This window comes from Variovorax sp. UC122_21 (genome assembly GCF_044056785.1).
In the GTDB taxonomy this organism is placed as follows: domain Bacteria; phylum Pseudomonadota; class Gammaproteobacteria; order Burkholderiales; family Burkholderiaceae_C; genus Variovorax.
Genome location: NZ_CP172004.1, coordinates 5903628 through 5916486 on the forward strand (window position 1 = coordinate 5903628; position 12859 = coordinate 5916486).

The 12859-nt window shown below is 71.0% G+C and carries 11 protein-coding genes; 4 read left to right on the top strand and 7 right to left on the bottom strand.

The window, feature by feature from the left end:
• Positions 1-27: 27 nt before the first annotated feature.
• Both ACHMXE_RS40475 and ACHMXE_RS40480 read right to left on the bottom strand, forming a co-directional pair.
• Positions 28-1914 carry a sensor histidine kinase gene (locus tag ACHMXE_RS40475; RefSeq protein WP_395353015.1) on the bottom strand — a complete coding sequence of 629 codons (1887 nt, stop codon included), beginning with the start codon at positions 1912-1914 and terminating at the stop codon, positions 28-30.
• Between the two features lie 242 nt (positions 1915-2156).
• Positions 2157-3923, bottom strand: a complete 1767-nt coding sequence (locus ACHMXE_RS40480; protein ID WP_395349178.1) for a 1-deoxy-D-xylulose-5-phosphate synthase — start codon at positions 3921-3923, stop codon at positions 2157-2159.
• Between the two features lie 327 nt (positions 3924-4250).
• Here ACHMXE_RS40480 and aceE point away from each other — a divergent pair, with 327 nt between their 5' ends.
• Together aceE and ACHMXE_RS40490 are read left to right on the top strand one after the other, a co-directional pair.
• Positions 4251-6920, top strand: a complete 2670-nt coding sequence (gene aceE, locus ACHMXE_RS40485; protein WP_395349180.1) for a pyruvate dehydrogenase (acetyl-transferring), homodimeric type — start codon at positions 4251-4253, stop codon at positions 6918-6920.
• A 72-nt stretch (positions 6921-6992) separates the two neighbouring features.
• Positions 6993-7550 (top strand): MarR family winged helix-turn-helix transcriptional regulator, encoded by a 558-nt coding sequence (locus tag ACHMXE_RS40490; RefSeq protein WP_395349182.1) that lies wholly within the window; start codon positions 6993-6995, stop codon positions 7548-7550.
• A gap of 1 nt (position 7551) precedes the next feature.
• On the opposite strand, the gene ACHMXE_RS40495 is transcribed toward ACHMXE_RS40490, so the two are convergent.
• Positions 7552-8103: an RNA 2'-phosphotransferase gene (locus ACHMXE_RS40495; protein ID WP_395349184.1), complete on the bottom strand. Its 552-nt coding sequence runs from the start codon at positions 8101-8103 to the stop codon at positions 7552-7554.
• Complete coding sequence (locus ACHMXE_RS40500) at positions 8100-8993, bottom strand: LysR family transcriptional regulator (protein ID WP_395349186.1); 894 nt, start codon at positions 8991-8993, stop codon at positions 8100-8102. Before ACHMXE_RS40500 ends, ACHMXE_RS40495 begins: the two co-directional genes overlap by 4 nt.
• A gap of 95 nt (positions 8994-9088) precedes the next feature.
• On the opposite strand from ACHMXE_RS40500, the gene ACHMXE_RS40505 reads away from it, so the two are divergent.
• Entirely contained in the window at positions 9089-9589 is a 501-nt protein-coding gene (locus tag ACHMXE_RS40505; protein ID WP_395349188.1) for a hypothetical protein, read from the top strand.
• Position 9590: 1 nt separating this feature from the next.
• Here ACHMXE_RS40505 and ACHMXE_RS40510 read toward each other — a convergent pair whose 3' ends face one another.
• Together ACHMXE_RS40510 and ACHMXE_RS40515 are read right to left on the bottom strand one after the other, a co-directional pair.
• Positions 9591-10319: a glutathione S-transferase gene (locus ACHMXE_RS40510; RefSeq protein ID WP_395349190.1), complete on the bottom strand. Its 729-nt coding sequence runs from the start codon at positions 10317-10319 to the stop codon at positions 9591-9593.
• 94 nt (positions 10320-10413) lie between these two features.
• Positions 10414-11238: a sulfite exporter TauE/SafE family protein gene (locus ACHMXE_RS40515; protein WP_395349192.1), complete on the bottom strand. Its 825-nt coding sequence runs from the start codon at positions 11236-11238 to the stop codon at positions 10414-10416.
• A 112-nt stretch (positions 11239-11350) separates the two neighbouring features.
• Between ACHMXE_RS40515 and ACHMXE_RS40520 the strand changes: the two genes are divergently transcribed.
• Positions 11351-12136 carry an AraC family transcriptional regulator gene (locus ACHMXE_RS40520; protein ID WP_395349194.1) on the top strand — a complete coding sequence of 262 codons (786 nt, stop codon included), beginning with the start codon at positions 11351-11353 and terminating at the stop codon, positions 12134-12136.
• Here the strand turns inward: ACHMXE_RS40520 and ACHMXE_RS40525 are convergent.
• The gene (locus tag ACHMXE_RS40525; protein ID WP_395353017.1) at positions 12118-12813 is read right to left on the bottom strand and encodes a response regulator; all 696 of its coding nucleotides are present in this window, start codon (positions 12811-12813) and stop codon (positions 12118-12120) included. The genes ACHMXE_RS40520 and ACHMXE_RS40525 overlap by 19 nt on opposite strands.
• Between the last annotated feature and the right edge of the window lie 46 nt (positions 12814-12859).

Consider the following 12859-nt stretch of genomic DNA (forward strand, 5'->3'; position numbering starts at 1 on the left):
CGTCACTGTACCCGACGGCTCATGCTCCTAAGCGCGCTCGGCCCGCACCAGCGGCAGCCACAGCAGGAAGCGCGTGCCCGCGGCGTCCGACTCCCATGCCACGTGGCCCTGCACCGCGAGCGCGCGGCGCTGCATGTTCTGCAGGCCGCGGCCGCGGCCGCCGGTCAGGGCCTGCTCGACGTCGAAGCCCTGGCCGTTGTCCTCGATGCGCACCCACACGTGCGCGGCATCCGTGCCGGTCGCCACGCGGATGGTGGTGGCGCGCGTGTGGCGCAAGGTGTTGGAGATGCTTTCCTGCACGATGCGCAGCACGTGCAGGGCGCTCGACGGATCGAGCCACGGCAGCGGCGGGATCTCCTGCACCTCCCAGGTCAGCGACACGCCCATGCCCTCGAGCCGCGGGCCGAGCCGGTAGCGCAAGGTGGCGAGCAGCAGCAGCAGGTCGGCGTCGATCGGCTCCATCGAATCGATGGTGAGCTTCAGGTCGTCGAGGCAGCCCTGGAGGATCTGCGACACCTTCTGGTCGCTCAGGCGCCCCTCCTCCACCGAACGGATCGCGCTGATCAGCGAGGAGCCCAGCCCGTCGTGCATGTCCTGCATCAACCGCTGGCGTTCGTCGCTGATGGTCTTCTGGCGCTCGGCCTCGCGCAGCCGGCGGTGGCTCAGGTCGAGCTCGCTCTCGCGCGCCTGCAGCCGCTGCGCGAGGCTGGCGTTGACGCGCTCCACCTCGCCGATCGCATGCACGTAGCGCCGGTACAGCAGGATGCCGAAGACGGCGAAGGTGACGGCATTGGTGTAGGCGCCCAGGTACCAGCCCTCGGGGCTCACGAGGTTGTTCTGCACCAGCCAGTCGGTGGCGCCGAGCAGCACGCACACGCCGATGCCGGCCGCCACCAGCCGCCCCTCGGGCGAACGGCGCCAGGCGCTGATGCCGCCCACCAGCCCCACCACCGTGGCCATGACCGCCACCACCAGGTAGATCAGCGGCGTGACCTGCGGCGTGTTCGGCAGCAGCGCGATGCCCGGCAGGGTCAGCACGCTGACGAGCACCGTGATCGTCGTCACCGCCCAGGTCAGCAGCGTGAGCGGCCGCTCGTGCAGCTGCCGCAGCGCGTAGTGCACCACCGCCACCAGCCAGAACAGCGCATTCACCGTGAGCCATGCGAACCAGTCGTTGGCGATCGGCAGCGACACGTAGAAGTGCAGCCCGCGCAGGTACGAGGTGGTCGCGAGGTTGAAGAACAGCAGGTAGCCGGTCTCGTGGCGGCGCCACAGCCACACGAACAGCGCGAACACGCCCACCGCCATGAAGGCCGCGCTCAGCATCGCGGGCAGCTCCTGCTGCAGCCACTGGCGCATCTGGTAGCGGCCCTTGAGCGCATCGGCCGGGCCCAGCCACAGCGAGGCGATGCCGACCTGCGCGGCGCGCGTGTGCTCGAGCCGGATCAGGATCTCGGCCGGCCGCGCGGCCGAGCCGTCGTCGCGCTGCTCGAACACCACCCACAGCGGCGTGCGGGTGCTGTTCCACAGCGGCCCGAGCTCCTGCGCGCGGTGCACCAGCCGGCCATCGGCATAGATCGCGATCGTGCCGTCGGTCTTCACGCGCGAGCCGTAGAGCGCGAGCGGACCGCGCAGGCCGGGATGCGGCGGCACTTTGAGCCGCAGCCAGGTGGTGCGCGTCTCCTTGCCCGGGTCGGAGATCGTGTTGGCGTCGGCCTGCGCCAGCAACGCGATCGGCAGCGCCAGCGGCAGCTCGACCGGTTGCCAGGTATCGGGCAGTTGCTGACTGGCGAAGATCAGCGGCGGCGCCATGAAGCCGTTCGCGCGCTGCACCTGCCAGTCGGCCCGCGTGATGTGCAGCGTCGCGCCCGGCGGGTACTTGCCTGCGGCGTTGTCGCCGAAGAAGGCCCCCATCGCCACCAGCAGCGCCACCGACAGCACGAACACCACGCAGGCGATCGGCGACGGCAGGCGCGCCCGCGCCCGGGCCAGCGGGCCCTCGCCTTCGCGGCGGATGTCGGTGGAAGCGTTTCTGGAAAACAAGGCGCGCCGGGTGCGGAGGGTCGGGCGCGAATTGTCGGCGAGACCCCTGGCGGCGCGCCATGCCGGCGGGGCAAGAGGCGGGTTTGCCCTACACCCGCGCGTTGCGCGGGCCGTCAGTGCATCTCGACGAAGCGCCGGATCGACGCGAGGATGCCCGCCGCATCGAGGCCCTGCAGCGTGAGCAGCTCGCTCCGGTCGCCGTGCCCGACGAAGGCATCGGGCAGGCCCAGGCGCAACAGCCGCACCGGCAGCCCCTCCATCGCGAGGCGCTCCGCGCAGGCCGCGCCCGCGCCGCCGATGACCGTGGCCTCCTCGAGCGTGACGAGCAGCTCGTGCGTCGCGGCCAGCTCGAGCAGCAGGTCCTCGTCGAGCGGCTTGACGAAGCGCATGTTGGCAACGGTCGCGTCGAGCGTTTCGGCGGCCTCCATCGCGGCGTGGAGCAAGGGGCCGAAGACGAGCAGCGCGACCCTGGCGGCCTTGGTCTTCGTCGACCGGCGCACGACCACGCCGCGGCCGATTGCGAGGGGCGGGTCGGTGCGAACGCCGCCGTCCGCGGGCACGACGGCCCGCGGGTAGCGCACCGCCGACGGTCCGTCGTGGCCCAGGCCCAGCGCGAGCATCCGCCGGCACTCGGGCCCGTCGGCCGGCGTCATCAGCAGCAGGTTCGGAATGCAGCGCAGCGCCGCCACGTCGAAGGCGCCCAGGTGCGTGGCGCCGTCGCCGCCCGCGATCCCCGCGCGGTCGATCGCGAACAGCACCGGCAGCTGCTGCAGGCAGACGTCGTGGATGAGCTGGTCGTAGCCGCGCTGCAGGAAGGTCGAGTAGATCGCCACGATCGGCCGCAGGCCGGCCGCCGCGAGCCCCGCGGCCAGCGTCACCGCATGCTGCTCCGCGATGGCGGCATCCACGAAGCGCGACGGAAACCGCCGCTCGAAATCGACCAGGCAGGAGCCCTCGCGCATCGCAGGCGTGATCGCGACGACCGCGGGATCGTCGGCCGCCGCATCGCACACCCATTCGCCGAAGACCTGGCTGAAGGTCGGGCGGCTCGCGGCCCTGGCGACCACGCCCACGGCGAGATCGAAAGGGCCGGGCCCGTGGTAGGTGGTCGGGTCCGCCTCGGCCGGCGCGTAGCCGCGGCCTTTTCGCGTGACGACGTGGATGACCTGCGGCGCGCGCGAGCGCTTCGCGGCGCGCAACGCGGCCACGAGCGCCTCGACGTCGTGGCCGTCGATGGGACCGGTGTAGCGCAGGCCGAGCAGCTCGAACAGCGAGCGGTGGTCAGGGCTGCGCTCGACCAGGCCGCGCAGGTGCCGATGCAGCGCGCCCAGCGCGGGCGAGATCGACATCCCGTTGTCGTTGAGCACCACGACGAGCGGCAAGGTCGCGAAGCTGCCCGCATGGTTGAGCGCCTCGAAGCTCATGCCCGCCGACAGCGCGCCGTCGCCGACGATCGCGACGGCATGCCGGCCATCGTCGCGCATGCCCATCGCCAGGCCCACCGCCGCCGAGACGGCCGTGCCCGCGTGGCCGGCGCCGAAGGGGTCATGGGGCGACTCGTCCCTCGAGGTGAAGCCCGACAGCCCGCCGACCTTGCGCAGGGTGGCCATCGCCGGGCCGCGGCCCGTGAGGATCTTGTGCGAATAGCACTGGTGGCCGACGTCCCAGACCAGCGCATCGCGTGGCGTGTCGAAGGCGTGGTGCAAGGCGAGCGTGAGTTCGACCACGCCGAGGTTCGAGGCGAGATGCCCGCCGGTTCGCGACACGCCACGCAGCAGCGCGCTTCGGAGTTCGTTGGCCACCGCGGCGAGGTCCGCGGGATCGAGGTCGCGCAGCTGCGCGGGCGTTGGAAAGCTGGATGACGGGTCGGAGGGCGGCATGGATGCCTTCTGGTTCTCGAGGGGTTGTCTTCGGCCCCGGCGGGCGCCGTGGGCAGGGGTACGGATCGCTCGCACCAATAGTTGCTATTGCATGCAGATTGATCCGACGTGGCCGAGGCATCGGCGGCGATTCATGGCCATTCAGGCACTTATCTACTCTCGCATCGCCTCGATTCACGCCAGGCAGGTTACAGCACAACTGATTGCATTTGCAATGAACTGGGGATACATTGCCGTTGCGCATCGCACGATTCATATTCACATAATGAAATTCAGTGAGCTGCGAACGACGTTCGAACAACGAACCGCACAACGAAGGAGCAACGAATGAACGACTTGGCGAGCGCGGACGACATCGATCCGCAAGAGACGCGCGAATGGCTCGACGCCATGCGCGCCGTGGTGATCCACGAAGGCCGCGACAGGGCCCACTACCTGCTGGACCAGTTGATCGGGCAGGACCGCGCGGCTTCAGGCCGCTACACCGCGCCGCGCACCACGCCCTACGTGAACACGGTGCGCGTCGCCGACCAGCCGGCCTTTCCGGGCGACGTGGGCATCGAGCTGCGGCTCGACGCCTACCTGCGCTGGAATGCGATGGCGCTGGTGCTGCGCGCGGGCAAGCACTCGGGCGTCGGCGGCCACATCGCGACCTATGCCTCGGCCACCACGCTCTACGAGACCGGCTACCGGCACTTCTTCCGCGCCGCCACGCCCGAGTTCCTCGGCGACATGCTCTACATCCAGGGCCATTCGTCGCCCGGTATCTATGCGCGCGCCTACCTCGAGGGGCGCCTGACCGAGCAGCAGATGGACCGCTTCCGGCGCGAGATCGGCGGTGGCCTGGCCTCCTATCCGCATCCGCGCACCATGCCGGACTTCTGGCAGTTCCCGACCGTCTCGATGGGCCTGGGCCCGCTGATGGCCGCCTACCAGGGGCGCTACATGCGCTACCTCGAGGACCGCGGGCTGATCCCGGCGCAGGGCCGCAAGGTCTGGGCCTTCCTCGGCGACGGCGAGCAGGACCAGCCCGAGACCCTCGCCGCGGTCGCGATGGCGGGCCGCGAGAAGCTCGACAACCTGATCTTCGTTGTGAACTGCAACCTGCAGCGCCTCGACGGCCCGGTGCGCGGCAACGCCAAGATCATCCAGGAGCTCGAGAGCGTCTACCGCGGCGCGGGCTGGAACGTGATCAAGGTCGTCTGGGGCAGCGGCTGGGACGAGCTGCTGGCGCAGGACCACGACGGCCGGCTGCACCGGCGCATGATGGAATGCGTCGACGGCGAGTACCAGGCCTTCAAGGCGCACGGCGGCGACTACGTGCGCGAACACTTCTTCGGCAAGGACCCCGAGCTGCTCCAGCGGGTCGCGCACCTGAGCGACGCGCAGATCGGCGCCCTCGCCCGCGGCGGCCACGACCCGCTCAAGGTGCATGCGGCCTATGCCGCCGCCGTGCGCCATGCGGGCCAGCCGACGGTGATCCTCGCCAAGACGGTGAAGGGCTACGGCATGGGCGCGGCCGGCGAAGCGGCCAACATCAACCACCAGCTGAAGAAGATGGGCGACCCGGCCGTGCGCGCCTTCCGCGACCGCTTCGCGATCCCGGTGCCCGACGAACGGCTCGAGGAGATCCCGTACATCAAGCCCGCGCCCGGCAGCCCCGAGGCCGCCTGCCTCGAGGCCGGGCTGAAGCGCGCCGGCGGGCTCCTGCCGTCGCGCTCGCGCGGACCGGGCCCACTGGCGACGCCCGCGCTCGCGGCCTTCGCGAGCCACCTGCAGAGCAGCGGCGAGCGCGAGTACGCCACCACCATGGCCTTCGTGCGCATCCTCGCGCAGCTGCTCAAGGACCCGGTGCTGGGCCCGCGCGTGGTGCCGATCGTGCCCGACGAATCGCGCACCTTCGGCATGGACGGCATGTTCCGCCAGGTCGGCATCTACTCGCACGTGGGCCAGCTCTACACGCCCCAGGACGCGGACCAGCTGAGCTTCTACAAGGAGGACCGCCAGGGGCAGATCCTGCAGGAAGGCATCAACGAATCGGGCGCGATGTCGTCCTGGATCGCGGCGGCGACCGCGCACAGCACGCACGGCATCGCCACCATCCCGTTCTACATCTTCTATTCGATGTTCGGCTTCCAGCGCGTGGGCGACCTGGCCTGGGCCGCCGGCGACATCCGCGCGCGCGGCTTCCTGCTGGGCGCGACCTCGGGCCGCACCACGCTCGAGGGCGAGGGCCTGCAGCACGACGACGGCCACAGCCACGTGCTGTCGTCGGTGATCCCGTCCTGTGTGTCCTACGACCCGGCCTACGCGTACGAGATCGCGGTCATCGTGCAGGACGGGCTGCGCAGGATGTACGGCGAGCCGCAGGAGGACGTCTTCTACTACCTCACGCTGCTCAACGAGAAGACCGCGCATCCGGCGATGCCCGAGGGTGCCGAGGAAGGCATCGTGAAAGGCATGTACCGCCTGAAGCGCGGCGCCCGTACCGCCGACGCGCCGCACGTGCAGCTGATGGGCAGCGGCGCGATCCTCTCCGAGGTGATCGCGGCCGCCACGCTGCTGCAGCGCGACTTCGGCGTGAGCGCCGACATCTGGAGCGTGACCAGCTTTTCGGAGCTGCGCCGCGACGGCCTCGAAGCCGAGCGCTGGAACCGGCTTCATCCGGCGCGGGCGCCGCAGGCTTCGTATGTCGCGCACTGCCTGGCCGGCGAGGACGGACCGGCGATCGCCGCCACCGACTACATGAAGATCGTGCCCGACCAGATCCGGCCCTTCGTCGGCGATCGCCGCTTCGTGACCCTGGGCACCGACGGCTTCGGCCGCTCCGACACGCGCGAAGCGCTGCGCGCCTTCTTCGAGGTCGACCGCCATCACGTCGCGCTCGCGACACTGAAGGCGCTGGCCGACGACGGCGTGGTCGACGCGGAACTGCCGGCACGCGCCCTGTCGCTCTACGGCATCGACCCCGAGGCCAGGTACGCGGCACTCCCCTGACGATGCGCGCCCGGCCGGCCGGCGCGGCGGAGAGAGAATCGAGGCTCACTCCCGAAAGCGCTCTCCACCCGTATGGCAACGCCCCGTTCCACCGCCGTGCGCGGCACCTCCACCTGGGCCTCCTTCATCAGCGCCTACGTGCTGGTGCTCGACTTCATGGAGGACAGCTTCCGCAAGGAAGGCCTGCCGCCGCTGACCTGGTACGACGTGCTGTGGCTGCTCGATGCCTCGCCGAACGGCCGCATGCGCATGCACGAACTCGCGGAGCGCGCGGTCTACAGCCGCAGCTTCATCTCGCGCATCGTCACCACGCTCGAGGCCGAGGGCCTGGTGGTGCGCGAGGTCGACGAGACCGACGGGCGCGGCCGCGTCGCGGTGCTGACCGAGCAGGGCCGCGCGCTGCGCCGCAAGATGTGGCCGCCCTATCAGAAGCTGATCCACGAGATGTTCAACGAGCACATGACGGCTTCGGAGCTCGAATCGATGGAGCGCGGGCTGCGCCGCGTGATCGCGGGCGCGCACCAGCGCAACCAGGACCTGCGCAGCGCCGCGGCGCAGCCCGCCGCCGAACCCCGGAGCACCCGCAAGCGCTCGCGTTCGCGCTCGACCACCCAGCGCTCGGGCGCGTAGCTCAGGCGGACGAAGGCCAGCCCGACAGGAAGCGCGGCGGCACCGCCTCCGTCAGCCAGACCCCGTTCTCCGCGCGATGGAAGGCATGGCCCAGCGCCTGCATTCCGAGCGCGTCGACGCGCAGCACATGCGCCTTGCCATGGCGCTGCCCCACCTGCACGGCGGTCGCCGCGTCGGCCGACAGATGCACATGCTGCCGCGTGCCGGGCCGCAGGCCTTCGGCGCGGATCGATGCGAGAAAGCGCGTGGCCGTGCCATGGAACAGCACGGCCGGTGGCTCCGCCGGTTCGAAGCTGCGGCGGACCTGCGGCGTCGAATGGCCCTGCAGCGCGCGGATGCACCGGCCGTCGGCCGACAACGCGTAGCGCTTCTTCGCGCCGGCATCGACCGCCTGCACAACCTGCGCATGCGTGAGCGCGCGGCCCGCGGCCACCGCGCCAGCCACCAGCGCATCGATCTCGGCCCAGCCCTCGGCATCGAGCGCCAGCCCGATGGACTCGGGCGCATGCCGCAGCACGTAGGCGATGAACCGGCTCGCGTCCTCGGGCGTCATGCGTTCTTCCAGTGGTCGGCCTGCGCGAGCAGCGCATTCCACAGGCGCTGCGCATGCACGGACGGCGGACGGTCGGCCGCGCGGAACAGGTGGTACTCGAGCGGCGGATAGCCCTGCAGCGGCACCGCCACCAGGCCCTTGGGAATGCGGCAGCAGGCATTCACCACCGTCAGGCCGAAGCCGAGCTGAGCGAAGCGCAGCATCAGCTCCCAGCCATCGGCCTCGAGCGAGGGCTGCCACTGCACCGACTCGGCCTGCAGCAACCGGGCGAGCAGCTCGCGGTGCGGCCGGCCCGCGGGCGGCACGATCAGGTTCGCGCCCTGCAGGTCGCGCAGTCGCACCGAACGGCGCGAGGCCAGTGCGTGCGCGCGTGGCAGCACCAGCACCTGGCCAACGACCGTGAGCCGCACCGCATGCAGGTCGGCGGGCACGCCGCCCAGCGGCGCGATGCCCAGTTGCGCCTGGCCTGCGCGCACCGCCTGCACCGCCGCGTCGCGGTTGCGCGTGAGCAGTTGCAGGTGCGGCGACGCGCCCGGCCCCGAGAACTGCGACAGCGCCTTGCCGAGCAGGTAGAGGTAGGCGCCCTCGCCGGCCGCGAGGCTCACCACCGCCTGCTCCTGCCCCTGCGCGAGCCCCTTCACGAAGCGCTGGTTGAGCAGCAGCAGCTCGCGCGCATGGCGTGCCACCTGTTCGCCCGCGCTCGTGAGCTGCAGCGCGCTGCCCACGCGCAGATAGAGCTTGGCGCCGAGCTGCTCCGACAGCTTGCGCACCTTCGCATGCAGGGCCGGCTGGCTGATGTGCAGCAGGCGCGCCGACTCGCTGAAGTTCATCGTGTCGGCGAACACGGCGAAGGATTGCAGCGCGTCGAGGTTGGTGCGAGGAATTTCCACCTATCCATTTTATGGATAGCCCATCGCATATCGGTAGTTCCTGGTGATGGGCTTCGTTCCTACGATCCACCGCACACACAAGAAAGGAACACGACATGAGGAACGCATCGCAACATCTCCCGCGCCTGGGCATCGACATCGGCCGCGTGCTGATCGCGGCCGAACGGGCCGACGGCGGCGACACCGCCTTCATCGGCGGCTCGCTGCAGGACGCGCTCGACACGCCGCCCTACGAAGGCATGTTCGAGGCCGTCGCGCCGCTGGTCGATCGCTTCGAGGGCCGCGTGTGGCTGGTCTCGAAGTGCGGACCGAGCGTGCAGGCCAAGAGCCGCGCCTGGCTCGCGCACCACCGTTTCTTCGAACGCACGGGCATGGCGCCCGGCAACCTGCGCTTCTGCCTGAAGCGTCCGCAGAAGGCCGACCACTGCCGCGAACTGGGCATCACGCATTTCATCGACGACCGCAGCGACGTGCTGGGCCATCTCGAAGGCATCGTGTCGAACCGCTACCTGTTCGGCCCGCAGACCGGGCCCGTGGCCATGGCCGGCCTGGTGCCGCTGCCCGCATGGCGCGATGCGGCGGCGCTGGTGCGCTGATTCAGGCGTCCAGCTCGGGGTAGCGCCGGAAGATGCCGTCCTCGTTGAAGGCGATGCGGCGCGGGCTCTGCAGGTAGTCGTGCACGCGCTGGCGGCGCCGGATGTTGGCATGCAGCTTCGCCACCGCCGGCGTCTTCGCGAGCGCATGCGCGGTGGCCTTGGGGAAGGCGTACTGCAACCCGTCGACCAGCTGGAACAGCGAGAGGTCGGCATAGGTCAGCACGTCGCCCACCAGGTGCAGGTCGCCCGAGGGATTGCGCTGCAGCACGCGCTCGAACCAGTGGAGGAACTTCGGGATGCGCTGCTCGCGAAAGGCCTTCGCGCGCGCCAGCGCGGCCTCGCGCTGGTCCTCGTAGTAGTCGCCGGTCGAGATCGGATGGTGCGTGTCGTGCGCCTCGGCCACCGCGTCGGCGATGGTGAGCTGCAGCTGGTGCGTCCACAGGCCGTCGGATTCGCCGACGCCGGCCAGGCCCAGGCGCGGCCCCAGGTAGAGCAGGATCGCGGCGGTCTGGCCGACGACGATGTCGCCGTCGACGAGGAAGGGCGGCGCGAACGGAGGCCGCGTCTGCAGCGGATCGGCGAGCCGGCGGCCGAGGGCGCTTTCGCCGCCGCCCTGGTCCTCGCGCTCGCGCGCCACGTCGACATAGTCGGCACCGGCAGCCTCGAGCGCGAGCCGCACGAATTCGCCGCGGCCCTGGATGGTGGGCCAGTAATGGAGTTGGTAAGGCATGCGGCCATGGTGGCAGGCCCCGCCCGGCGCCGCAACCGCCGGCGCGCAACTATGGAACTTCGATGACAAGGAGGCGCGCGTTCGGCGAAGCCGCTCAGCGCAGCAGCATGCCCAGCAGCACCGCCACCAGCAGCGCGAGGTAGCCCCAGGCATGCACGCGGTCGGGCAGGCGGCCGATCAGCGGCGCGGCGGCGCGCACGCCCAGCAGCGATCCCGCGACCAGCGCGGCGAAGGCCGGCAGGTCCACGTAGCCGAGGTGCCAGCCCTCGAGCGCCGCGCCCGAGCGCCAGGCCAGCGCCATGTAGGTGGCGGTGCCGGCCAGCGCGATGGGCAGCGACAGCGGGTTGGCCATGGCGGTGGCGCGCGTCATGTCGATGCCGCGGCGGCGCATCAGCGGCACGGTCATCACGCTGCCGCCCACGCCGAGGAAGGCGGCGATCAGCCCGATGACGAAACTGCCCGCGGTGGCGATGCCGCGCGAGAGCGGCTCGCCGACCGCCGAGGCGGTGACGCTGCGCACGATGAAGCCCGGCCGCAGCAGGCAGTCGAGGATGGTGATACCCAGGTAGACGATGAAGGCCAGCCGCACGAATTCGCCATCGGCCCGCACGGCGGCCGCGGCACCAACGATGGCGCCCAGGCCGATGAAGCCGAGCAGCGGGCGGATCAGCGGCCAGTCGATGGTGCCGGCGCGCTGGTGGCGTCGCGTGGCGAGCAGCGCGCTCACGATCATCACGCAGGTCGAGGTGGCCACGGCGATGTGCATGGCCGCGTGGCCGGTGGCGCTGTGCTCGCCATGCGCGAGCAGCAGCACGCGGTAGAGCAGCGGCACCACGACGAAGCCGCCACCGAAACCGAACAGCACGGTGGTGACGCCCGCGAGGCCGCCGAAGACCGCGAGCACGAGATAGATCCACACGAGAGGCACTCCAGGAGAACAAAAACAGGCCTCGACGATAGGCCGGTGCCGCGCGGCGCGCCCGCGCAAGCCGGACAATGATGTTCTCGTTCCGGCCAACTCTTCCTCGCCCATGCGCAACGTCCCGATCGATGCCGTCGACGCCATCGCCCGCCCGGTGCTCGCGATCGGCACCGACTACCCGCCGGGCCAGCTGCTGCCCACACACAGCCATCGGCGCGCGCAGTTCCTCTACGGCGCGACCGGCGTGATGGAGGTCGGCACCGACGACGGCGCCTGGGTGGTGCCGCCGCAGCGCGGCGTGTGGATACCGGCGGGCCAGCCGCATCGCGTGCGCATGCTCGGCGTGAGCACGCGCAGCCTCTACATCGAGCCGCGCGAGGCGCCGCGCCCTGGCCGCCAGTGCGAGGTGCTCGAGGTGTCGCCGCTGCTGCGCCAGCTGCTGATGGCGGCCATCGAAGTGCCCGCCGAGTACGAGCGCCAGGGCCGAGACGGCCTGCTGATGCGGCTCGCGCTGCACGAACTGGCGCACGCCGAGGCGCTGCCGCTGCACCTGCCGCTGCCGCGCGAGCCTGCGCTGGCCGCGCTGTGCCTGGACTTCCTGCGCGCGCCCGATATCCATGCCACGCCCGCGCAATGGGCGGCACGGCTGCATGTGAGCGAACGCACCTTCAGCCGCCGCTTCGGCCGCGAGACCGGCATGGCCTTCGGTCAGTGGCGTCAGCGCGCCTGCGTGCTGCTGGCGCTGTCGCGACTGGCGTCCGGCGAAGCGGTGACGACGGTGGCACTCGACCTGGGCTACGACAGCCCCGCCGCCTTCTCCACCATGTTCCGCCGCACGCTGGGCCGCCCGCCCTCGCACTTCGCCGAAGCGGGCGCTCAGAGCTCCATGCGATAGCCGACGCTGTAGATCGACTTGATCCAGTCCTCCGAGCCGCCGGCCTCGGCGAGCTTGCGGCGCAGGTTCTTGACGTGGCTGTCGATGGTGCGGTCGGTCACGACGCGCCGGTCGTCGTAGATGCGGCCCAGCAACTGGTCGCGCGAGAAGGCGCGGCCCAGCGCGCCATGCAGCACGGCCAGCAGGCGGAACTCGACCGGCGTGAGGTCGAGCTCGCGGCCGCGCACACTGGCGCGGGCCGTGGCTTCGTCGACCCGCAGCGGCACCGGCGCCGGCGCGGCCAGCGGCCTGGCGCTCGCGGCCCGATGCCGGCGCAGCACCGCGCCCACGCGCGCCACCACCTCGCGCGGGCTGAAGGGCTTGCACACGTAGTCGTCGGCGCCGATCTCCAGCCCCAGCAGGCGGTCGACCTCCTCGACGCGCGCCGTGACCATGATCACCGGCACCGCGCCGATGCGCCGCAGGTCGCGGCAGATCTCCACGCCGTCGCGCCCGGGCAGCATCAGGTCGAGCAGCACCAGGTCGGGCCGCTGCGCGTGGAAGGCCGGCAGCGCGGCGTCGCCGTCGGCGACCCAATGGTGCGTGTAGCCGGCCGCCGCGAGGTAGTCGCCGAGCACGGCCGCCAGCCGCGGCTCGTCCTCGACGACGAGCACATGGCCCTGGGTCTGGAGGCCCATGCTCATTGAAAGACCTTCGTGCTTCGCACTGCGGTGCGAGCTTGCT